This is a genomic window from Thalassotalea sp. ND16A, from assembly GCF_000764205.1.
In the GTDB taxonomy this organism is placed as follows: domain Bacteria; phylum Pseudomonadota; class Gammaproteobacteria; order Enterobacterales; family Alteromonadaceae; genus Thalassotalea_A.
On record NZ_JQDZ01000124.1, the window covers coordinates 1 to 21,136 of the forward strand.

The following is a 21,136-nucleotide window of genomic DNA, read 5'->3' on the forward strand; positions in this document are numbered from 1 at the left end:
TTGCTCAAATGCAGCAACAACGTTGATAAGTTGATCTTGGTTCGACATGTTTGCGTCCTGATGAATTAGTCGCAGTCATTAAATCAGATCGAAAAATAGAAGTTGAGCTATGCTCTCGTAAGCTCACATTTATTCCCTTAGCAGAAAAGTCAGGGCTGATAAATGAATTAGGCTTTTGGGTATTAGAACAATCGATCAGAGAATGCATTTACTGGCATAAAAGTGGCTATAAGCAATTAGTTATTGCGGTGAACTTGTCACCAGTGCAATTTAATTCTCCGGAATTTACCAAGTCAGTGTTACAGCTTTTGGGTCAATATGGACTTGCTGAATCTTATCTGGAGTTAGAAATTACCGAAAATGTATTAATCGAACAAAACGATGTACAGAAAAAGAATATAAACATGCTGGCCGCAGCCGGTATTAAGTTATCAATAGATGATTTTGGCAAAGGCTATTCAAATTTGGCCTACATTAAAAAACTCAATCTGCATGCCATTAAAATTGATTATGAATTTGTAAAAAATATGGCTGTGAACGACGAAAGCAAGGCCATCGCGACAACAATAATTGATATTGCCAAGCGCTTGGACATGAACAGTGTAGCTAAAGGAGTTGAAACAGCAGAAACCGAGGCCTTGTTAAAACAATTGGGCTGTAATTCTGCGCAGGGTTTTTTATGGTCGCATGCACTAGAATCTGATGCCTTTAAAGCCATGCTTGAACAACAATAAATTTTGATGATAAAAGCATCAATCTTAACATGACGTGTGATAGCTCTCATTTAGCGTTAAGTTGCTATAATAACTGGCCGCTAGGACATTCAGTTGTAAACATTTATTTACCGCTCCAACCCCCCTATTATTTTTTGTTCAAATAAAGTACCACTTTTCATTTGGTAGTGTTATAATCTCGCGCCCGCTTACCTCAGGCTATGGTTTGGGTAGGTGGATAAAGGCAGTGACGGGTCAAATTTTTGGCCTTGAATTTAAACACAGCGGAGCACATATAATATGATCCAAATGCAATCACAGCTAGACGTTGCTGACAACAGCGGCGCTCGACGCGTGCAATGTATCAAGGTTCTAGGTGGCTCGCACCGTCGCTATGCAGGCATTGGTGACATCATTAAGGTTTCTGTAAAAGAAGCTATTCCTCGCGGTAAAGTGAAGAAAGGTGATGTACTAAATGCGGTAGTGGTGCGCACTAGAAAAGGCGTTCGTCGTTCAGATGGCTCAGCCATTCGATTTGATGGAAACGCGGCAGTAATGTTAAATGCTAACTTACAGCCAATTGGCACACGTATTTTCGGACCAGTGACACGTGAATTAAGAACTGAAAAGTTCATGAAGATCGTATCTCTAGCTCCAGAAGTACTTTAAGGAGTCACGAAAATGGCCTCTAAAATTCGTCTAAATGACGAAGTAGTAATCCTAGCTGGTAAAGATAAGGGCAAAAGTGGCAAGATCACTAAAGTTCTTACAGCTGAAGGAAAAGTTTTCGTTGAAGGCATCAACTTAATCAAGAAACACCAAAAACCTGTACCTCAGTTACAGCAGCCTGGTGGCATTGTTGAGAAAGAAGCGTCTATCAACGTATCAAACGTTGCGATCAAAAACCCTGCTACTGGCAAGGCTGATCGTGTAGGTTTTAGAATTGAAGACGGCAAAAAAGTTCGCTTCTTCAAGTCTAATAACGAATTAGTATAATATTGGAGTAAACGATGGCGAAACTGCATGATTTATATAAAGATACGGTTGTGTCAACTCTTGTAAAAGAGTTTGGTTACAAAAGTGTCATGCAAGTCCCTCGGATTGAAAAGATCACCCTGAACATGGGTGTTGGTGAAGCTATTGCTGATAAAAAAGTATTAGACAACGCCACAAATGATCTTACTGCAATCTCGGGTCAAAAGCCGATGATAACTAAAGCCCGCAAATCTGTTGCTGGTTTTAAGATTCGTGAAGGCTACCCTATTGGTGCAAAAGTAACTTTACGCGGTGAACGCATGTGGGATTTCTTAGAACGCTTAATCGCGATCTCAGTTCCTCGTATCCGTGATTTCCGTGGCTTGAACCCTAAGTCGTTCGATGGCCGTGGTAATTACAGCATGGGCGTGCGTGAGCAAATTATTTTCCCAGAGATCGATTACGATAAAATCGATAAGATTCGCGGTATGGATATCACTATCACTACGACTGCGAAGAACGATGCGGAAGGTCATGCTTTGCTGACTGCCTTTAACTTCCCGTTTAAGAAATAGGTGTAGAGTTATGGCTAAAACATCAATGAAAGCACGTGAAGCAAAACGTGCAAAATTAGTTGCTCAATATGCTGAAAAGCGTGCAGCACTAAAAGAAATTATCTCTAGCGTAAATTCTTCTGAAGAAGAGCGTTGGGATGCAGTATTAAAACTTCAAGCTTTACCGCGTGATTCAAGCAGCAGCCGCCAACGTAACCGTTGTGTGATTACTGGTCGTCCACATGGTTACCTGCGTAAGTTCGGCTTAAGCCGTATCAAGTTACGTGAAGCAACCATGCGTGGTGAAGTTCCTGGTCTTAAAAAAGCAAGTTGGTAAGGGAGTAATTAATTATGATGACTGATCCTATCGCGGATATGTTTACACGCATCCGTAACGGTCAATCTGCAGCTAAAGTTGCAGTATCTATGCCATCTTCCAAGCTAAAAGTAGCAATTGCTAACTTGCTTAAAGAAGAAGGCTATATAAACGGTTTTGAAGTATCTACTGACGCTAAGCCTCAGCTAGAAGTAACTTTAAAATATTTCGAAGGTAAAGAAGTAATCGAAACGATCAAGCGTGTTTCACGTCCTGGTCTTCGTGTATACAAAGGCAGCACTGAGATCCCTCAGGTATTAGCTGGCTTAGGTATTACCATTGTATCTACTTCTAAAGGCCTAATGACTGACCGTGCCGCTCGCAATGCGGGTCTTGGCGGTGAGCTCATTGGTACCGTAGCGTAAGGAGCAAGAATATGTCTCGTGTTGCAAAAGCACCTGTGGCAGTACCTGCTGGCGTTACTGTTACGTTATCTGGTCAAGAAATCACAGTTAAAGGCCCTAAAGGCGAATTAACTCGTACGATCCACAGCGACGTTGCTGTTTCTCAAGAAGAAAACAACATCATCACTGGTATCGTTAGCGACGTTAAAGGCGCTTGGGCACAAGCCGGTACTACTCGCGCATTAATCAATAACATGGTTTTTGGTGTGAGTACTGGTTTTGAAAAACGCCTAATTTTAAACGGTGTTGGTTACCGTGCGAAAGCTGCAGGTCAGAATTTAAACCTTTCTTTAGGTTTCTCTCACCCTGTAGACCACGCTGTTCCAGCCGGTGTTAAAGTTGTAACTCCTAGTCAAACTGAAATCGTACTTACCGGTGCTGATAAGCAGGAGATTGGTCAAGTAGCTGCGAACATTCGTGCATACCGTAAACCTGAGCCTTATAAAGGTAAAGGGATTCGTTATAGCGATGAAAACGTTCGTCGTAAAGAAGCTAAGAAGAAGTAGGGTAATACTATGGATAAGAAAACATCTCGTTTACGCCGTGCAAAACGTACGCGCGCTAAAATCAGCGAGTTGGGTGCGAATCGTTTAGTCGTTCACCGTACTCCTCGTCACATTTATGCTCAGCTTATCGCGCCAACTGGTTCTGAAGTAATTGCACAAGCATCTACTTTAGATAAAGAAGTTCGCGAGCAAGTTAAAGCTACTGGCAATAAAGAAGCAGCAGCTGCTGTTGGTAAAGCTATCGCAGAACGCGCTGCCGCCAAAGGCATCACTAACGTTGCATTCGATCGTTCAGGTTTCTTATACCACGGTCGAGTTCAAGTATTAGCTGAAGCGGCTCGTGAAGCTGGCCTTAAGTTCTAGGAGTAGATAATGGCTAATGTAGAAAACACACAACAAAGTGAATTTGCTGAAAAATTAATCGCCGTTAACCGCGTATCAAAAGTGGTTAAAGGTGGTCGTATATTCAGTTTCACTGCACTAACAGTAGTTGGTGACGGCAACGGTCGTGTTGGTTTTGGTTACGGTAAAGCACGTGAAGTGCCTGCTGCAATCCAAAAAGCAATGGAAAAGGCTCGTCGTAATATCGTAAACATTGATCTTAAAGGTACTACTTTACAGCACGCTGTTAAAGGTAAGCACTCAGGTTCTAAAGTTTACATGCAACCTGCTTCTGAAGGTACAGGTATCATCGCCGGTGGCGCGATGCGTGCAGTACTTGAAGTTGCTGGCGTACAGAACGTACTGTCAAAAGTATACGGTTCTACTAACCCAATTAACGTTGTACGCGCTACTATCAGTGCTCTTGCGGATATGAAATCGCCTGAGTCTGTTGCAGCTAAGCGTGGCTTAAACGTTACTGACATCCTGGGGTAACTAGACATGGCTAAGACTGTTAAAGTAACACAATTAAAAAGTTCTATCGGACGTTTACCGTCACATAGAGCTACATTGAAAGGATTAGGTTTACGTCGTATTAATCATACTGTAGAGTTAGAAGATACTCCATCAGTACGTGGTATGATCAACCTGGTTCATTACATGATTAAGGTGGAGGATTAAACAATGCATTTAAATACATTATCCCCTGCACCTGGCGCTAAGAAAGACAAAAAGCGCTGTGGTCGTGGTATTGGTTCTGGTATCGGAAAAACTGGTGGCCGTGGTCACAAAGGTCAGAAGTCTCGCTCAGGCGGCGGCATTCGTCCAGGTTTTGAAGGTGGACAGATGCCACTTAAGCAACGTTTACCTAAATTTGGTTTTACCTCGCGTAAATCTTTAGTTCGCGCTGAAGTTCGTTTACACGAATTAAACCACATCAATGGTGATGTTGTTGATATTCACGCGCTTAAAGACGCAGGCATTATCACTCGTAACATCGTATCTGCAAAGATCATGTTGTCTGGTGAAATCAGCCGTAAAATTACGGTTCGTGGCCTAGCAGTAACTAAGGGTGCACGTGCAGCTATTGAAGCTGCCGGTGGTACAATAGAGGAATAGTACACAATGGCTACACCAGGAATGGAAAACAAAGCTCAAGGCGGTTTGTCTGAGCTTAAACAAAGATTGTTGTTCGTACTCGGAGCACTTATTGTGTTTCGTTTAGGTTCATTTGTACCAATCCCTGGTATTGACGCCGCTGTACTAGCTCAGTTGTTTGAACAACAAAAGGGCACCATTGTAGAAATGTTTAACATGTTCTCTGGTGGTGCACTTGAGCGAGCCTCTGTATTGGCTCTTGGAATTATGCCGTACATCTCAGCTTCGATTATCACGCAAATCAGCACACACATTGTGCCGCATATGCAAGAGTTGAAAAAAGAAGGTGAAGCTGGACGTCGTAAGATCAGTCAATACACACGCTACGGCACACTGCTTCTGGCAACAGTGCAAGCGATTGCGATTGCAAATAGCTTACCTGGTATGATGCCTGGCCTAGTGGTTAACGCTGGCTTTGGTTTCTACTTTACCGCGGTAGTATCTTTAGTAACCGGTACCATGTTTTTAATGTGGTTAGGTGAACAGATTACCGAACGTGGTATTGGTAACGGTATTTCAATCTTAATTTTCGCAGGTATTGTTGCTGGCATGCCATCAGCTGTTGGTCAAACAGCAGAGATGGCGCGTCAAGGTGAATTGCACTTATTAGCATTATTAATCATTGCGGTAATCGTTTTTGCGGTTACCTTTATGGTTGTATGGGTAGAGCGCGGTCAACGCCGCATTGTGGTAAACTATGCCAAGCGCCAACAAGGTCGCAAAGTATTTGCCGCTCAAAGTACTCATTTACCACTTAAAGTAAACATGGCGGGTGTTATCCCACCTATCTTTGCTTCAAGTATTATCTTGTTTCCGGGTACCATCGCAAGTTGGTTCGGTCAAGGTGACGGTATGGTGGCTGACTTTTTACAAGAGATTTCTCTTGCATTGTCGCCAGGACAACCTTTGTATGTAATGCTATATGCTGCAGCAATAATCTTTTTCTGTTTTTTCTACACGGCTCTTGTTTTCAATCCGCGTGAAACAGCAGATAATTTGAAGAAATCTGGTGCGTTCATTCCAGGCATTCGCCCGGGTGAGCAAACATCTAGATATATCGATAAAGTAATGACCCGCTTAACTTTAGCCGGGGCTTTATACATTACTTTTGTTTGTTTGGTTCCTGAGTTCATGATGATATTTATGGATGTACAATTCTACTTCGGTGGAACATCCCTACTAATTATTGTAGTCGTTATCATGGATTTTATGGCACAAGTACAAACTCATTTGATGTCTCATCAATATGACAATGTACTTAAGAAAGCCAATCTTAAAGGCTATGGCCGTTAGGCCAGCGGAGTATAAAATGAAAGTTCGTGCATCCGTTAAAAAGATTTGTCGTAACTGTAAAATAGTTAAACGTGCAGGTGTAGTTCGCGTAATTTGCGTTGAACCAAAGCACAAGCAACGTCAAGGCTAATCTTTTACTAAAGTATTACTAGTTGTAATTATTTGTAATTAGTAATACTTTATATTGCAAAAATGTTGCTGGTTGAGTATCCTTACGGGCTTTTCAACCGGTTTTCTTTTAACCCTATAAAATAGGAGATGTGTTAGTGGCCCGTATAGCTGGCATTAACATCCCTGATCGTAAGCATGCAGTAATTGCCATTACTGCTATCTACGGTATCGGTGCAACTCGAGCAAAGGCAATTTGTTCAGGCGCTGGTATCGCTGAAGATACTAAGATCAGTGAATTAGACGAAGCGCAAATAGATTTGCTTCGTACAGAAGTGGCGAAATTTACCGTAGAAGGTGACTTACGTCGTGAAGTTTCAATGAATATCAAGCGTCTGATGGACCTTGGCTGTTATCGTGGTTTGCGCCATCGTCGCAGTCTCCCTCTACGTGGTCAGCGCACCAAAACGAATGCGCGTACCCGTAAAGGTCCTCGTAAGCCGATTAAAAAGTAGATCGAGGTAATTAGACATGGCTAAAACACCAACGCGTACGAAAAGACGCGTAAAAAAACAAGTTGCTGATGGCATGGCTCATATCCATGCTTCTTTCAACAACACAATCGTAACTCTTACCGACAGACAAGGTAATGCTTTATCTTGGGCAACTGCAGGTGGTTCAGGTTTTCGTGGTTCACGTAAATCTACTCCATTCGCTGCACAGGTTGCTGCTGATCGTGCTGGTAAAGTAGCACAAGAGTTTGGTTTGAAGAATATTGAAGTTTTCGTTAAAGGTCCAGGTCCAGGTCGTGAATCTGCAATCCGTGCCTTAAATGCTGCTGGTTTTAAAATCACCAACATTACTGACGTTACTCCGATTCCTCATAATGGTTGTCGTCCACCTAAGAAACGTCGCGTTTAATAGGTCTGTTGGAGAAATAACATGGCAAGATATTTAGGTCCTAAGCTAAAACTTAGCCGCCGCGAAGGAACAGATTTGTTCCTAAAAAGTGGTGTTAGGGCAATTGATACTAAATGTAAGATCGAAACTATTCCAGGTCAGCACGGCGCCCGTCGCGGTCGTTTATCTGATTATGGTGTGATGCTTCGTGAGAAGCAAAAAGTTCGTCGTATTTACGGTGTTCTTGAGAAACAGTTCCGTAATTACTACAAACAAGCTGCTCGTCTTAAAGGCAACACAGGTGAAAACTTGTTAAACCTTTTAGAAGTGCGCTTAGACAACGTTGTTTACCGTATGGGTTATGCATCAACACGTGCAGAAGCTCGTCAACTAGTTAGCCATAAAGCTATCGTAGTTAACGGTATCGTTGTTAATATTCCATCTTTCGCTGTTAAGCCAGAAGATACTGTTTCAATTCGTGAGAAGTCTAAAACTCAAGCGCGCATTAAAGCTGCTTTAGAATTAGCTGATCAACGTGAGAAGCCAGTCTGGGTTGAAGTTGATAATAAGAAAATGGAAGGTACGTTTAAACGTTACCCAGATCGTTCTGATTTATCAGCAGAAATTAACGAACAGTTGATTGTCGAGCTTTACTCGAAATAAAGCTGAACTTTAAGAGAGGACAATAATGCAGGGTTCTGTAACCGAATTCCTTAAGCCGAAACTAGTTGGCATTGAAAATGTTAGCGACACTCGAGCTAAGGTAACTTTGGAACCACTTGAACGTGGTTTTGGTCATACTTTAGGTAATGCGTTACGCCGCATCCTACTTTCGTCAATGCCAGGTTGTGCAGTGACTGAAGTAGAGATCGATGGCGTATTGCATGAATACAGTAGTAAAGAAGGTGTTCAAGAAGACATCATCGAAATTCTGTTAAACCTTAAAGGTTTGGCTGTTGGTTTAGAAGGCAAAACTGAAGCAGTTTTAACTTTAACTAAGTCGGGTGAAGGCCCTGTAACGGCCGCTGATATTCAGCATGATGGTGATGTAGAAATCGCTAATCCTGCGCACGTTATCTGTAATTTAACAGGTGACGGCTCTATCAGCATGCGTATCAAGGTAGAAATGGGTCGTGGTTACGTTCCTGCATCTATCCGTCGCAACGCCGAGGAAGAAGATCGCGCAATTGGTCGTTTACTAGTTGACGCATCTTTCAGTCCTGTTGAACGAATTGCTTATGACGTTGACTCGGCTCGTGTTGAACAACGTACTGACTTAGATAAACTAGTAATCGATATGGAAACTAACGGTACGTTAGATCCAGAAGAGGCGATTCGTCGTGCATCAACCATTTTAGCTGAACAGCTTGATGCGTTTGTTGACTTACGCGATGTTAAAGAAGTTGAACCGGAAGAAGTTAAACCTGCTTTCGATCCAATCTTACTTCGTCCAGTTGATGACCTAGAGCTAACAGTTCGTTCAGCCAACTGTTTGAAAGCAGAAGCGATTCAGTATATTGGTGATTTAGTACAGCGTGCAGAAGTAGAACTTCTTAAAACACCTAATTTAGGTAAGAAGTCTCTCACTGAAATCAAAGACGTGTTAGCGTCTCGTGGCTTATCTCTAGGCATGCGCCTAGAAAACTGGCCACCTGAAAGCATAGCTGATAACGACTAAGTCGATCAGAATTTAATAGTTAAGAGAGAAGGATTAACTTATGCGCCATCGTAAAAGCGGTCGCCAGTTAAACCGTAATAGCAGTCATCGCCAGGCGATGTTCCGCAATATGGCAAGCTCTTTAGTTAAGCACGGTGTTATTAAAACTACTGTTGCTAAAGCTAAAGAACTACGTCGCGTTGTTGAGCCACTAATTACATTGGCTAAAACAGACAGCGTTGCAAATCGTCGGTTGGCATTTGCTCGCACACGCGATCAAGAAGTAGTAGGTACTTTATTCAGCGAACTTGGTCCTCGTTACCAAGATCGTCCAGGTGGTTACACTCGCATTTTAAAATGCGGTTACCGTACTGGTGATAAAGCACCTATGGCTTATATTGAACTTGTAGACCGTCCAGCAGTTGAAGAAATTGTTGAAGACGTTGAAGAAGTTTCAGAAGAAGCATAAATCGGATTAGTATAATTCGTACAAAAAGAGCCCTTCGGGGCTCTTTTTTTTGCCTGAAAATCAGCATGTTAATAAATGCACGTTTTGAAGCATGGGGGTTCCGGCCTGCGCCGGAATGACGGAGTAATTTATTGGTTCTATTTTATATTAGGTGAACTTTATCTCTTAAATGTTTAAGAATAATGAAGTACTTTAATGGTAATATTTCCACACATAAATAGTTTACTTGCGCCACGTCATTCCGGCGAAGGCCGGAACCTCCTTAATTGGCAGCGTGCATTGATTAGTCCCTCTTATCACCACTTAACTTGACGTTAACAGTTATAATCCGTACTCTGATACACTGTATAACTTTTAACAGTGGACAAAATGTCAGATCGAAATCCAATAATTGCCGTTACCGGTTCATCCGGAGCAGGCACATCGACCACGATGAGTGCTTTTGAGCACATCTTTCGCTCACTTGATATTAAAGCCGCTATAGTCGAAGGTGACAGTTTTCACCGGTTTACCCGACCAGAAATGGATCTTGAAAAAAGAAAAGCACAAGCCGAAGGTACTAAAGTCAGCTACTTTGGCGATGTGGCAAATGATTTTGACGCCCTGGAAAAGTTGTTTAAAGATTTCGGCGAACGTGGAGAAGGCAAGATGCGCCGTTATCTGCACACTTTTGATGAAGCCGTGCCCTATAATCAAATGCCTGGTACTTTCACCCCGTGGGAGCCATTAGGCGGAGATTCTGACCTATTATTTTATGAAGGGTTGCATGGTGGTGTGGTTACTGAAAAAAATGATGTTGCCAAGCACGTAGACCTGTTAATCGGTATGGTGCCTATCGTAAATTTGGAGTGGATCCAAAAAATCATACGAGATACCAACAAAAGAGGACATTCGAGAGAGGCGGTTAATGAAAGCATTGTCAGAAGTATGGAAGATTACTTCAATTTTATTACCCCACAGTTCTCTCGCACCAACATAAATTTTCAACGTGTGCCTACGGTCGATACGTCAAACCCATTTAGCGCAAAGGTGATCCCCAGTGCCGATGAAAGTTTTGTGGTAATTCGCTTTCGTGAAATGAAAAACGTAGATTTTCCGTTTTATTTGCGGATGATTGATGGTTCTTTTATGTCTCGGGTTAATACTCTCGTGGTACCAGGTGGTAAAATGAGTTTTGCCATGGAATTGATACTGAAACCACTGATAGTTGACATCATTGAAAAAAAGCAAGCGGCGAGTCAACAAATTGACTGGATGCAGACGTATAAGTGAACGCAGTGAACTGCGTTAGAAAAGAAAAATCTTGGTACGGGGTACAAGGTACAAGCAGAAAATATTAGCGACTAGCTTCGAGCTCGCTTCGCTTCGGGCTACGAGCAGACTGCAATGAATTCACAATCGGTTTCCCTATCGTGATATCGAAACTCTAGAAAAAATACTCCGTCATTCCAAACTTGTTTTGGAACCTCCCAAGTTGACAGTGAGCGCTTGTAATTTAACTATTTGCTCTGATAGTGAGAAAATAGCCCAAAGTTAGTGTTGTAAACAAACATGGGGTCTCAACAATCCTGCTTGTACCTTGTACCTTGTACCTTGTACCTTGTACCTTGTACCTTGTACCTATTTCTCGATTATCTCAAAGTCATGCGTAATATTAACCGCTTTATTTAACATCAATGCCACCGAACAATACTTGTCTGCAGATAAAGCCACGGCTCTTTTTACGTGCTTAGCACTTACTCCTGTGCCTTTGATGACAAAGTGCAAATGAATATCAGAGAACAGGCGCGGTACGCTATCAACTCGGGTGCTGTTAATTTCAACAATACAGTCGCTGATATTTTGACGGGCTTTTTCTAATATACTGACAACATCCACCGACGAACAGCAGCCTAACGACAACAGCACATTTTCTAGCGGGCTGACCGCATTCTTGCCACCATTAGCATCCATTAGAATGCTGTGACCACTTTCCGAGGTGCCCATAAACATTTCATCGCTAACCCATTGTACTTTTGCTTTCATGATTAATTCCTAGATAATTTTTGCATTATTTTACTATATCAACCTTACTGTTTCCTGTTATTTGTTCTAAAAAATAACAAAACGATCTAAAAAATTATTTAAATCACTGATCGTTTTAATTTTGTGCAAAAAAATATATTTCAATTACAAAAGGCAACAGAAATTAAATGCATAAATGAGTAGAATCATTTTATTAAGAATCAAATAGCCAGAGAAAAGTCAGATAATGAAGAGGAATTCGTGTGTGTTGTTATTGCTAAAAACTTTACCGGTATTCTTATGCTTATTGGCAATTGCCGTTCTGGGATTTAAATTATCGATAACAATTGGCTTGGTTAGTGCTGCGCTGATTAGCCTGTTAGTAAGGTTTTATCTAATAAACCGGAAGTTGAGAAATAAATTATCAACTTAGCCATTCATTCATCTGAGCCAGGGGGAATTAGCCCTGACTCAGATGAATTAGATTATTGGACGTTAGTACTCTCAAAGATTTTATCGGCTGATGCCGCTACAAAGCCACTATATAAATCACCGCAGTGTTTCGGGTAGCGTTTGGCAAATTCGTAGAAGCAGCTTGGTATTTGTGCTACTTGGTCTGAAAACTTAACACTTATCTTATCTGCCATGGTTGAAGATTGCTCGAGTAACACTTCAGCATCACCTTTAATTTCACCACCGGCTGCATTTAAGGTAAAACCACCATCTTTAACCGCTTGGTTAAGTTCAATGATGCAGTCGAAATCTTCAAGGTGATTGATACTCACAGTAAAGTGGTTTGCTCGGTATCCCCATGCCGCTAGCCAGGCAGCGTACTCGCTTTCTTTGAGCAAAGTTTGGTATTCTTCATAACTGACTTGCCAATGAGTTCCTGAGTATAAAAATGACTGGTCATCAACTTTACCAGCGTCCACCTCGGCAACGATGCGGTTAATGATTTGTTGGGCTGGTTTCGATAATTTTTCCACTAACAATTCGCTGATAAAGACCTTTGGTAAGGTATTATCGGGATGTTCAAAGTGCTTAGCGTACAGTTTTTTCGCTTCAAAGTGATACTCACCACACTGTTTATAGCCAAGGTTTAGTAAATGCCTGGCCAGTTTATCAATGCCAACGTTGTCTAAGTTAAAGGTACGGTAGGCAACATGATCATTAACAAGATCTCTACCGGTACTTAAAAGTTGATGAACTTTAGCCGCAGACGGTGTAACCGCCAGGTATTGCTGCCAGATGTTGTCAAATAGTGCTGTGATTTTGGTGTTCATGGTGTCCCCTTTGAAAATGAACAATATAAAGAGTTTTAATGATGCTTACAAGTATAATAGTATTTATACTACAAATTGGAGTGTTCGACTAAGAAATAGGACAATTGCGTACGGAAAGTCTGGATAGTGGTAACTTTCCGACGAAGCAAACCCATCTTCGTCGGAAAATTTAAATATTATCGATTGCTTTGTAAAAGCAGGGGCGGAGCCCTGCAATTTGCAATGAATACGACAAGCTAAGCATTAGATACTTAAGCCAGGGCTCAATTGAGCAGGAAGTTGTACTTTTTCGGCTTCTACTGAGGCAACTGGGAATGCACAGTAATCAGCGGCATAATAAGCACTTGCTCTGTGGTTACCACTGTCCCCTATACCACCAAATGGCGCAGCACCGCTGGCACCGGTAATTGGTTTGTTCCAGTTTACAATGCCGGCACGAATTCGCTTAAAGAAATGATTGTAGTGTTCTTCGCTGTCACTTAATAAACCCGCAGACAAACCAAAGCTGGTATTGTTAGCTTCGACAATGGCGCTATCAAAGTCATCGTAACGATACACTTTTAATAATGGGCCAAAGTGCTCTTCATCCGGCATGTCTGCAATAGCTGTGACATCGACAATACCTGGAGTAACAAAACCTGTGCCTGGTTTTTTGTGAGTCAGAGCGACTAAAGATGTCCCACCCAGTTCAACCAGTTGGTCGTGCGCTGCAACTAAACCTAAAGCGGCACGCTCCGAGATCATCGAGCCGATAAATGGTTGCTCTTCATCATTAAAGTAACCAATCTTAATTGCTTTCGTGGCACTAATTAACTTTTCTAAAATTGCATCGCCAGTAGCATTGTTCTCAATAAATAATCTGCGCGCACAAGTACAACGTTGTCCTGTGGTAATAAATGCGGATTGAATAATATCGTGTACCGTGGCATCAATATCAGTAACATCTTTAACGATCAACGGGTTATTACCGCCCATTTCCAATGCTAAAATCTTTCCTGGTTTATCGGCAAATTGTTGGTGCAATAACTTGCCTGTGGTTGAGCTACCGGTAAAGAATAGACCATCAATGCCAGGGTGGCTGGCTAGCGCTTTACCGGTTTCAACTTCACCTTGTACCAGGTTAATTACGCCGGCCGGCAAACCTGCTTGCTCCCATAGTTTTAGCATTAACTCTGCCACCATAGGGGTTAATTCCGAAGGCTTGAATACGACAGTATTGCCAGCAATTAAGGCCGGTACAATATGACCATTAGGTAAATGCCCCGGGAAATTGTATGGACCAAATACTGCAACTACGCCATGTGGTTTATGACGAATAAACGCTTTAGCACCAGGGATAGGGTTTTCTACAGTACCGGTTCTATCGTTATACGCTTTAATTGATAAGTTTACTTTACCTATCATGGCGCCAGCTTCAGTACGAGTTTCCCAGATAGGCTTACCCGTTTCTTGTGCGATAGCCAGGGCTATTTTTTCTTTGTGTTCCGTTAAAACCTCCATGTAGCGTTTAATTACTACAAGACGTTCGTCGACACTGGCAAAGCCCCATGCTTCAAAAGCGATACGAGCACTATCTATGGCTTCGTTTACTTGTTCTGCACTGGCAGATTCACCCTGCCAAATTACTTCGTTCATTGCCGGGTTTAATGAAGACATAGTGTTACCCATGCCTGGTAGCCATTGACCATTAATAAATTGTACTGAATTTGTCATTTTTACCTCTTACTAACACTACGAACTTAAGTTGATGCAATTCTTACCATGTCACCATTGGCAACTTGTAAGGCATCGGCAGTTTGCTGGTCGATGGTCGCGCACTTATTGTCTAAGTCGATATCTACTGGCATCAATACTGCTCTAAATTCACGTACTTTAGTGTTACATATCATTTGTTTATTGGTGGTAGTTACGCCGCCAATGTTGATTGTTAAACGGTTTGAATTTCTAACCGTTTTTATTGATTTTAGTTGCGCTTCTACCGTCGGGCCAGCATCAAAGATGTCAACATAACCACGATGATTAAAACCTTCATTTTCTAATAAACGTAGTGCCGGCACGGTTTGCTGATGGACCTTACCAATGACTTTTTGCGCTTCTTTACTTAACAAGCTCACATAAATTGGGTATTTAGGCATCAATTCGGCAATGAATTCTTTTCTTCCTATGCCGGTTAGATAATCGGCGGTAGGAAAATCCATTGAAAAGAAGTGTTCTTCCAGCCACTGCCAAAATGGCGAGTTACCATTGTCATCAGATACACCACGCATTTCTGCAATTACCGTTTGATTGAAGCGATGTTGGTGTTCAGCCATAAATAAAAGACGGCATTTCGATAAGAAGCGACCATTATTATTTACCCGATAATTATCGCGTAAATATAATGTGCACAATTCTGAGGTACCGGTGTAATCGTTATTTAGCGAAAGAATTTCAACGTTATTATAAATGTTGAGTTCGCGCGAAGAATGGACAACTTTACCGATATGGTAATGATAAAAAGCATCATTAAGGCCAACCGCGGCTTCTATGCCACTAGTTCCAACCACTTCACCAGTTTCAAGATCTTCCATTACAAACAAATAACCTTCATCACCGCAAGTTTCTACAGGTGTATGAAATGATTTGGTTGCGCGATTAATTCGGCTTACCAACAATTCTTCATTAACGGGTAACGAAGTAAAGCCATGACCAGATTCCACGGCAATTTGATGCAAAACATCATAATCGCTACTGCGGATAGGGCGGATAATAACCATAGTATTTTCTCTAAGATAATAAGAGTTAAGGCCTAAGCCTTAACCGTTAACAACTTTTGCTACGGCTTTTTCAAAGCGTAGTAAACCTTCCGCAATATCTGCATCTGGGATAACTAACGAAGGTGCAAAACGAATTATGTTAGCACCTGCAACAAGAGTCATTAATCCTTCCGCCATAGCAGCAACCAAGAAGTCTTTGGCTCTACCTTGATAATCATCACTCAATACCGCGCCAATTAACAAACCTTTGCCGCGAATTTCTTTAAAGACATTATATTTGGCATTAATTTTATTAATACCGTCTCGGTATAATTGTTCTTTTGTTTTCACGCCATTTAACACGGACACATCATTAACCGTATCAAATGCCGCTTCAGCAACGGCACAAGCTAATGGGTTACCGCCATAAGTACTACCGTGAGTACCTATTTTAAGGTGTGTAGCGATAGCCGTTGTGGTTAACATTGCGCCAATTGGGAAACCGCCGCCTAGTGCTTTGGCCGTTGTTAAAATATCAGGAGTCACATCAAGGCCCATATATGCGTAAAGTTCACCAGTACGGCCAACACCTGTTTGCACTTCATCAAACACTAATAATGCATTGTGTTGATCACATAACTGGCGAACACCTTGAATAAACTCGTTAGTTGGAGAAATAATGCCGCCTTCACCTTGTAATGGCTCCATCACTATCGCACAAGTTTTATCACTAATAAGTTCTTTTACCGAATCCAGGTTGTTATATTCAGCATGCACAACGTCACCTGGTTTGGGGCCAAAACCGTCTGAATATGCCGCTTGTCCGCCTACCGTAACGGTAAAGAATGTACGACCATGAAAACCTTGTTTAAAAGCAATGATTTGTGTTTTGTCGCTACCGTGAACATCTAAAGCCCAGCGACGAGCAAGCTTTAACGCCGCTTCATTAGACTCTGCACCAGAGTTGGCAAAATATACTTTTTCAGCGAAGGTATTATCGACTAATTTTTTGGCCAGTCGTAACGCTGGCTCATTGGTCATTACATTTGATAAATGCCAAAGTTTTTCACCTTGGGTTTTTAATGCATCAACTAATGCCGGATGACAATGACCTAAACAATTAACGGCAATACCACCAGCAAAATCGATTAATTCATTATTATTTTGATCCCAAACTCTTGAACCTTTACCTCTAACTGGAATCACCGCTGAAGGTGAATAGTTAGGCACCATTACTTGATCAAATAATTCACGATTTGCTGCAATCTGTTCAGTCATACCCGAAATCCTCTTTAATAAATGCTAAATGTAGCACACGCCGTATATGGTTGTTTGTCTAATAGCGTATGCTCTCAACCAAAATTGAGTCAATATTATGCCAGAAAATTATGCAGTTGTCTTTGCCTGGATAGCTTGCAGCCCAATAAAAATAAGGGGTCTGTAGGTTTTATTCAATATTTATGCATAACTATATTTGTTGATTTTAGCTTTACTAATTAACTGCGGGATTAATTTAAAGTAACCGTTATGCTACTTTTGTGATGATCAATTAGGTAAGTGGTAAATGGCTTTTAATGCGGATTGTTGACAGTTTGTCATAGCGATAAATTTCATACCGAGTAAGTAGCGGTTTTGCGAAACGCGGCGATTTACGATTAATCGTACCACCGCAGGCTCTAATAAAGGTTGATCGATAAATTTGATTTGAAACTGTGGCGGATGACTACAGTGTGCCAATATATTGTCGATACATTGCTTATCAACATTCAGCTGTATCCCAGAAAGTGAAAGATTTACAGCTTTAGCTTCAAGAGTTGCGTTAGCCTCAGATAAAATGATAGAAACATTAAAATCTACATCTAGTCTAAGATGATACCTCCTCTCGTTTAACATGCTAACCTCTATTTTTATTATTTATTATATACTCGTCGAAACCTGCATCTTGGATGGTGACGAGTACATCTACTCTAGCATAATTTATTCAATAATGATTTTGTGCGTTGAAAGCTCAACCCGTTTTGGTCGCTATCGTTAAAAAATTTTGCAGTAATTGATGCCCTTGTTCGGTTAAAATCGATTCAGGATGAAACTGTACCCCCATAACGGGCAAATGTTTATGGCAAATACCCATAATTTCATCGACTTCTCCTTTATCGTCTTCGGTCCAGGCGGTAACTGTTAATTCAGCGGGCAGTTTGTTTTTATTGACGATTAAAGAATGGTAGCGAGTGACCTGCAAAGGATTATTCAGCTCAGCGAACACATTGCTATTACTATGCTTAATTAATGAAGTTTTACCATGCATCACTTGTCTGGCTTTTTCGACTACGCCGCCAAAGTGCTGGGCAATACATTGATGGCCAAGACAAACTCCTAAAATCGGAACTGTCCCAGAGAAATGCTTAATAATTGCAAGTGATAAACCGGCACTGCCGGGATCGCAAGGGCCTGGGGAAATAACGATACGATCGGGCTTTAACTGTTTTATCGAGTCGATGGTTAACTCATCATTTCTTTTCACTAATACTTCTTCACCTAAATGTTGAAAGTAGTGCACCAAATTAAAGGTAAAGGAGTCATAGTTGTCGATCATTAACAGCATTCAGGTTCCAAAAGTTAAGCCAAAGAAATAAAAACATATTATACCCTATAAAGTTAAGTATTGAGCAAGGATGCTTATGTCGAGTTCAGGTTATATAGTGCTGGTGTTTGAGTAGCAATTACTTCTACTTTATCGCCTATGTTTATTATTCCCTGATTCAACGCCACCAGATTTTGACCAAAATAGACTTGCCTGTCATCTGCTCTTCTAAAATTTTGCAACGTTGCCATGGGTTCTTTATCTGAGCTGCGTATTCCTGTTTGTTCATTCACCGTGGTAAATACACAGCGACTGCACGGTTTGCTTATCACAAATTCAACTTCTCCAATTCGTATCTTTTGCCAGCCATCTTCAGCAAATGCTGAGCAATTGCTAACCACCAGGTTTGGCCGAAACTGTTCGATATTTATCTCAGATGGTAATTTATGATTTAACCAGGATAACGATGCCTCACTGAGCAGTAATAATGGATAACCATCGGCAAAACTTAAGTTTTTGTTATAACCTTCCACTTTACGCTCGGATTTATCTCCTAAAAAATAGACTTTGCACGGTGAGTTGATGTACGTAGAAAACCACAGGTCTATTTCATCATCACAATGTTGCGAGAGTATCTTGTCATTCCAGACTGAGATGAGCTGGTAGCGTGCAGAAAGTTTTGTCCTGTCGATATGTAAAATAGCCATGCCGGGGGCTTTTACCATTAATCCGTCGGTGGTAATACTGCAGGTAACTAAAACCAGCTTGGATTTGGTTCTGCCGGTAATAAACTTGCCGTTTAAATCCGTGATGACAAAGTGGCGATCATGCTCTAAGCCAGTGTCTGTAACTAAAGAGCTCGTCAATGCCAGCCCCTTTGTTGATTTTATCGGATAACTATAAATGCTGCTTAATTGGGTATAACTCATTATTTCTCTTGAAAAATATCTCGGCAATAATTTATCTTAAAAGACTCAAGAGTATTTGTATACTCGTCACCATTCAAGATGCAGGTTTAAAATACGTTTTGAGTGTTTGAGCGATGCCAATTCAAGGCGCATCTATACAGTAATGGTTATTCCCTTACAAATAGATGGAACGAAGAAGTGGGATTGCTCAAACGCTTCTTCGATGGGTTTAAAAGTGATTTATGCAGCGTTATGAAATTTAACAATGGAACAACCATTCCCTAAATTTAATGCCTTGCCTAAATCACTTTTAACTCCCACTGAAATCCCGCACTTTGAATGGTGACGAGTATATAAGAAATTTAATAAATAATTCGGCTATAATTGCGTTTGCACAGATGCCATAAATTCACCCTACAGGAAACTAATGAGCGATAACTCGGTTAACTCCAAAATAATTTCGATCACGGTCTTATTACCCTTGTTAGCATCAATAGTTGCTATTACCCCGTTGGCAGTAGATTTATATTTACCCGCTATGCCAATCATTGCTCAACACTTTTCAACTTCCATTGCCGATGTGCAAAATTCATTAAGTGTTTATCTGGCCGGCTATGCCTGCGGGTTGTTGCTTTTTGGACCTTTAGCGGATAAATTAGGGCGACGAAAGTTAGCTATTTTCGGGCTAACTTTTTTTTCATTAACGTCTTTGTATTTGCCGTTAGCTGAAACCATTGATCAGTTTATTACGTTGCGTTTTATTCAGGCATTTTGTGGCAGTGCCGCAACCGTAGTTGTGCCCGGTATCATTCGTCAGTTTTATGGTAAAGATACCGCCAAAGGCATGTCTTATGTCAGCATGATAATGATGTTTGCCCCGATGCTGGCACCGACCATTGGCAGTGCAATAATGTACCTGGCCAACTGGCAAGCGATGTTTTATTTCTTGGGATGCTATGGCTTGGTTATTTTAGTGGCAACGATATTAAAATTGCCCGAAATGGAGCGAAAAAAACAGTCGAACATTGAAAATATATCTTTTTTTGGCAATTATAAAATTGTACTTTTCGAGCGGGCAGCACGTAAATATATATTAACTTCGATGTTAGTCTCTTTAGCGTTTTTCGCCTATTTAACGGCAATTCCTTTTGTCTACCTTGAGGTATACCAAACGGGGGCGTTTGTATTCAGTTTCTTGTTTGGCATCAATGTTGTTGCATTAATGTTGGCACAATTGATTAATACCAGGTTTGTCGGCAAGATTGGCTCACAAAGGATGTTAATTTTAGCGTTTTATATGGCGCTATTTTGTTCTCTTTGTTTGGTTTCGGTGAATATCCTTGAGTTATCGTTATTTTGGACGGTGATTACGGTAATGCCATTAATGGGCAGTATCTCTTTAATTGCAGTGAATTCCGATTCGTTAATTTTAATTACTTTTGAAAATCAAACGGGCACGGCGACAGCGGTTATCGGCACCTTAAGGTTTGGTATTGGGGCGTTAGCCGGGCCGATATTGGCAATTTATCATAACGACACCGCATTACCATTTACGGTGTTGATGTTAACGTCAATAATTCTTGTCGGTTTCAGTCAACTTTCAAATTTAACCATTAAAAATGAGTAAATATTTAATCAACTTGGTATTAAGGCGCTGGTTTACTCTGCACTTCTTTTTTGGCTTTTAATTCGCTTTGTTGGATGCGCCATTTTTGCATTTCAGCAGTATATGTATCCCACACGCATGGGTTACATGAGCCGCTTTCACAGCATTCGTTAGCTGCCGGAGGGGTAGGCTTTTCAATTAAATTGGACATTTGCAACTCATCCTGACGAGTATTTCCAGTTGAACATTCTTAACTGAAGCCCTCTATTTACCATTGCCAATGGCTTAGTTATTTTGTGAGTTAATTTTATCTTGTTGAATCCGCCACTTTTGTAGCTCTGCGTAGTAGTGATCCCAAACGCATGGACAACAAGAGCCACCGCCACAACAATCGTCATCGGCTGGTGGGTAAGGCTTTTCTAATAATTCGGACATGGCAATTTTGTACAGTTAATATTTCGATTGCTGCTATTTTACCTCAATGGTGAATGAATACCAATTTGCTTAACCAGTAAAGTTGAACAG

The 21,136-nt window shown here is 41.2% G+C and carries 30 protein-coding genes; 20 read left to right on the forward strand and 10 right to left on the reverse strand.

Annotated elements, in window-relative coordinates:
- The first annotated feature begins 50 nt into the window (after positions 1–50).
- The 19 genes from ND16A_RS00910 (at position 51) to ND16A_RS00830 (ending at position 10,766) form a co-directional block, all read left to right on the forward strand.
- Positions 51–734, forward strand: a complete 684-nt coding sequence (locus ND16A_RS00910) for an EAL domain-containing protein (RefSeq protein WP_033079353.1) — start codon at positions 51–53, stop codon at positions 732–734.
- A 279-nt stretch (positions 735–1,013) separates the two neighbouring features.
- The gene (rplN, locus tag ND16A_RS00905; protein WP_033079354.1) at positions 1,014–1,382 is read left to right on the forward strand and encodes a 50S ribosomal protein L14; all 369 of its coding nucleotides are present in this window, start codon (positions 1,014–1,016) and stop codon (positions 1,380–1,382) included.
- Between the two features lie 12 nt (positions 1,383–1,394).
- Positions 1,395–1,709 carry a 50S ribosomal protein L24 gene (rplX, locus tag ND16A_RS00900; protein ID WP_033079355.1) on the forward strand — a complete coding sequence of 105 codons (315 nt, stop codon included), beginning with the start codon at positions 1,395–1,397 and terminating at the stop codon, positions 1,707–1,709.
- Between the two features lie 14 nt (positions 1,710–1,723).
- A complete protein-coding gene (gene rplE, locus ND16A_RS00895) occupies positions 1,724–2,263 on the forward strand; it encodes a 50S ribosomal protein L5 (RefSeq protein WP_033079356.1) in 540 nt (179 codons plus the stop codon).
- A 10-nt stretch (positions 2,264–2,273) separates the two neighbouring features.
- Positions 2,274–2,579 carry a 30S ribosomal protein S14 gene (gene rpsN / locus ND16A_RS00890; RefSeq protein ID WP_033079357.1) on the forward strand — a complete coding sequence of 102 codons (306 nt, stop codon included), beginning with the start codon at positions 2,274–2,276 and terminating at the stop codon, positions 2,577–2,579.
- An 11-nt stretch (positions 2,580–2,590) separates the two neighbouring features.
- Positions 2,591–2,983 carry a 30S ribosomal protein S8 gene (rpsH, locus tag ND16A_RS00885; protein WP_033079358.1) on the forward strand — a complete coding sequence of 131 codons (393 nt, stop codon included), beginning with the start codon at positions 2,591–2,593 and terminating at the stop codon, positions 2,981–2,983.
- 11 nt (positions 2,984–2,994) lie between these two features.
- Positions 2,995–3,528, forward strand: a complete 534-nt coding sequence (gene rplF / locus ND16A_RS00880) for a 50S ribosomal protein L6 (RefSeq protein WP_033079359.1) — start codon at positions 2,995–2,997, stop codon at positions 3,526–3,528.
- A 9-nt stretch (positions 3,529–3,537) separates the two neighbouring features.
- Positions 3,538–3,891: a 50S ribosomal protein L18 gene (gene rplR / locus ND16A_RS00875; RefSeq protein ID WP_033079360.1), complete on the forward strand. Its 354-nt coding sequence runs from the start codon at positions 3,538–3,540 to the stop codon at positions 3,889–3,891.
- Positions 3,892–3,900: 9 nt separating this feature from the next.
- Positions 3,901–4,404 (forward strand): 30S ribosomal protein S5, encoded by a 504-nt coding sequence (gene rpsE / locus ND16A_RS00870; protein ID WP_033079361.1) that lies wholly within the window; start codon positions 3,901–3,903, stop codon positions 4,402–4,404.
- 6 nt (positions 4,405–4,410) lie between these two features.
- A complete protein-coding gene (rpmD, locus tag ND16A_RS20855; RefSeq protein WP_081945733.1) occupies positions 4,411–4,590 on the forward strand; it encodes a 50S ribosomal protein L30 in 180 nt (59 codons plus the stop codon).
- A 3-nt stretch (positions 4,591–4,593) separates the two neighbouring features.
- On the forward strand, positions 4,594–5,028 hold the full coding sequence (rplO, locus tag ND16A_RS00865) for a 50S ribosomal protein L15 (RefSeq protein WP_033079362.1): 435 nt from the start codon (positions 4,594–4,596) through the stop codon (positions 5,026–5,028).
- A gap of 6 nt (positions 5,029–5,034) precedes the next feature.
- Entirely contained in the window at positions 5,035–6,360 is a 1,326-nt protein-coding gene (gene secY / locus ND16A_RS00860; protein ID WP_033079363.1) for a preprotein translocase subunit SecY, read from the forward strand.
- 16 nt (positions 6,361–6,376) lie between these two features.
- The gene (gene rpmJ / locus ND16A_RS20860; RefSeq protein ID WP_081933521.1) at positions 6,377–6,490 is read left to right on the forward strand and encodes a 50S ribosomal protein L36; all 114 of its coding nucleotides are present in this window, start codon (positions 6,377–6,379) and stop codon (positions 6,488–6,490) included.
- Positions 6,491–6,626: 136 nt separating this feature from the next.
- Positions 6,627–6,983, forward strand: coding sequence for a 30S ribosomal protein S13 (rpsM, locus tag ND16A_RS00855; protein WP_033079364.1), 357 nt, complete (start codon positions 6,627–6,629; stop codon positions 6,981–6,983).
- A gap of 16 nt (positions 6,984–6,999) precedes the next feature.
- A complete protein-coding gene (rpsK, locus tag ND16A_RS00850; RefSeq protein WP_033079365.1) occupies positions 7,000–7,389 on the forward strand; it encodes a 30S ribosomal protein S11 in 390 nt (129 codons plus the stop codon).
- 21 nt (positions 7,390–7,410) lie between these two features.
- Entirely contained in the window at positions 7,411–8,031 is a 621-nt protein-coding gene (gene rpsD / locus ND16A_RS00845; protein WP_033079366.1) for a 30S ribosomal protein S4, read from the forward strand.
- A gap of 25 nt (positions 8,032–8,056) precedes the next feature.
- Positions 8,057–9,046, forward strand: coding sequence for a DNA-directed RNA polymerase subunit alpha (locus ND16A_RS00840; RefSeq protein ID WP_033079367.1), 990 nt, complete (start codon positions 8,057–8,059; stop codon positions 9,044–9,046).
- A gap of 40 nt (positions 9,047–9,086) precedes the next feature.
- Positions 9,087–9,494, forward strand: a complete 408-nt coding sequence (rplQ, locus tag ND16A_RS00835) for a 50S ribosomal protein L17 (protein WP_033079368.1) — start codon at positions 9,087–9,089, stop codon at positions 9,492–9,494.
- Positions 9,495–9,863: 369 nt separating this feature from the next.
- Positions 9,864–10,766 carry a phosphoribulokinase gene (locus ND16A_RS00830; protein WP_033079369.1) on the forward strand — a complete coding sequence of 301 codons (903 nt, stop codon included), beginning with the start codon at positions 9,864–9,866 and terminating at the stop codon, positions 10,764–10,766.
- Between the two features lie 348 nt (positions 10,767–11,114).
- Here the strand turns inward: ND16A_RS00830 and ND16A_RS00825 are convergent, their stop codons facing one another.
- From ND16A_RS00825 to ND16A_RS00790, 8 genes are all read right to left on the reverse strand, one after another.
- The gene (locus ND16A_RS00825; protein ID WP_033079370.1) at positions 11,115–11,519 is read right to left on the reverse strand and encodes an OsmC family protein; all 405 of its coding nucleotides are present in this window, start codon (positions 11,517–11,519) and stop codon (positions 11,115–11,117) included.
- 464 nt (positions 11,520–11,983) lie between these two features.
- On the reverse strand, positions 11,984–12,781 hold the full coding sequence (locus ND16A_RS00820; protein ID WP_033079371.1) for a DUF1338 domain-containing protein: 798 nt from the start codon (positions 12,779–12,781) through the stop codon (positions 11,984–11,986).
- Between the two features lie 243 nt (positions 12,782–13,024).
- Positions 13,025–14,494, reverse strand: a complete 1,470-nt coding sequence (gene astD / locus ND16A_RS00815) for a succinylglutamate-semialdehyde dehydrogenase (RefSeq protein WP_033079372.1) — start codon at positions 14,492–14,494, stop codon at positions 13,025–13,027.
- Between the two features lie 26 nt (positions 14,495–14,520).
- Positions 14,521–15,537, reverse strand: coding sequence for an arginine N-succinyltransferase (astA, locus tag ND16A_RS00810; protein WP_033079373.1), 1,017 nt, complete (start codon positions 15,535–15,537; stop codon positions 14,521–14,523).
- Positions 15,538–15,576: 39 nt separating this feature from the next.
- Positions 15,577–16,782 (reverse strand): aspartate aminotransferase family protein, encoded by a 1,206-nt coding sequence (locus ND16A_RS00805; protein ID WP_152593946.1) that lies wholly within the window; start codon positions 16,780–16,782, stop codon positions 15,577–15,579.
- A gap of 279 nt (positions 16,783–17,061) precedes the next feature.
- Positions 17,062–17,409 carry a PilZ domain-containing protein gene (locus ND16A_RS00800; RefSeq protein WP_033079375.1) on the reverse strand — a complete coding sequence of 116 codons (348 nt, stop codon included), beginning with the start codon at positions 17,407–17,409 and terminating at the stop codon, positions 17,062–17,064.
- A gap of 115 nt (positions 17,410–17,524) precedes the next feature.
- A complete protein-coding gene (locus tag ND16A_RS00795; protein WP_033079376.1) occupies positions 17,525–18,118 on the reverse strand; it encodes an anthranilate synthase component II in 594 nt (197 codons plus the stop codon).
- Positions 18,119–18,192: 74 nt separating this feature from the next.
- Entirely contained in the window at positions 18,193–19,026 is an 834-nt protein-coding gene (locus ND16A_RS00790; protein WP_052073348.1) for an MOSC domain-containing protein, read from the reverse strand.
- A gap of 406 nt (positions 19,027–19,432) precedes the next feature.
- Here ND16A_RS00790 and ND16A_RS00785 point away from each other — a divergent pair, with 406 nt between their 5' ends.
- A complete protein-coding gene (locus tag ND16A_RS00785; RefSeq protein ID WP_033079377.1) occupies positions 19,433–20,632 on the forward strand; it encodes a multidrug effflux MFS transporter in 1,200 nt (399 codons plus the stop codon).
- A gap of 19 nt (positions 20,633–20,651) precedes the next feature.
- Here ND16A_RS00785 and ND16A_RS20865 read toward each other — a convergent pair whose 3' ends face one another.
- Together ND16A_RS20865 and ND16A_RS20870 are read right to left on the reverse strand one after the other, a co-directional pair.
- Positions 20,652–20,822: an oxidoreductase-like domain-containing protein gene (locus tag ND16A_RS20865; protein ID WP_081945735.1), complete on the reverse strand. Its 171-nt coding sequence runs from the start codon at positions 20,820–20,822 to the stop codon at positions 20,652–20,654.
- A 74-nt stretch (positions 20,823–20,896) separates the two neighbouring features.
- A complete protein-coding gene (locus ND16A_RS20870) occupies positions 20,897–21,046 on the reverse strand; it encodes an oxidoreductase-like domain-containing protein (protein ID WP_081945737.1) in 150 nt (49 codons plus the stop codon).
- Positions 21,047–21,136: the final 90 nt, after the last annotated feature.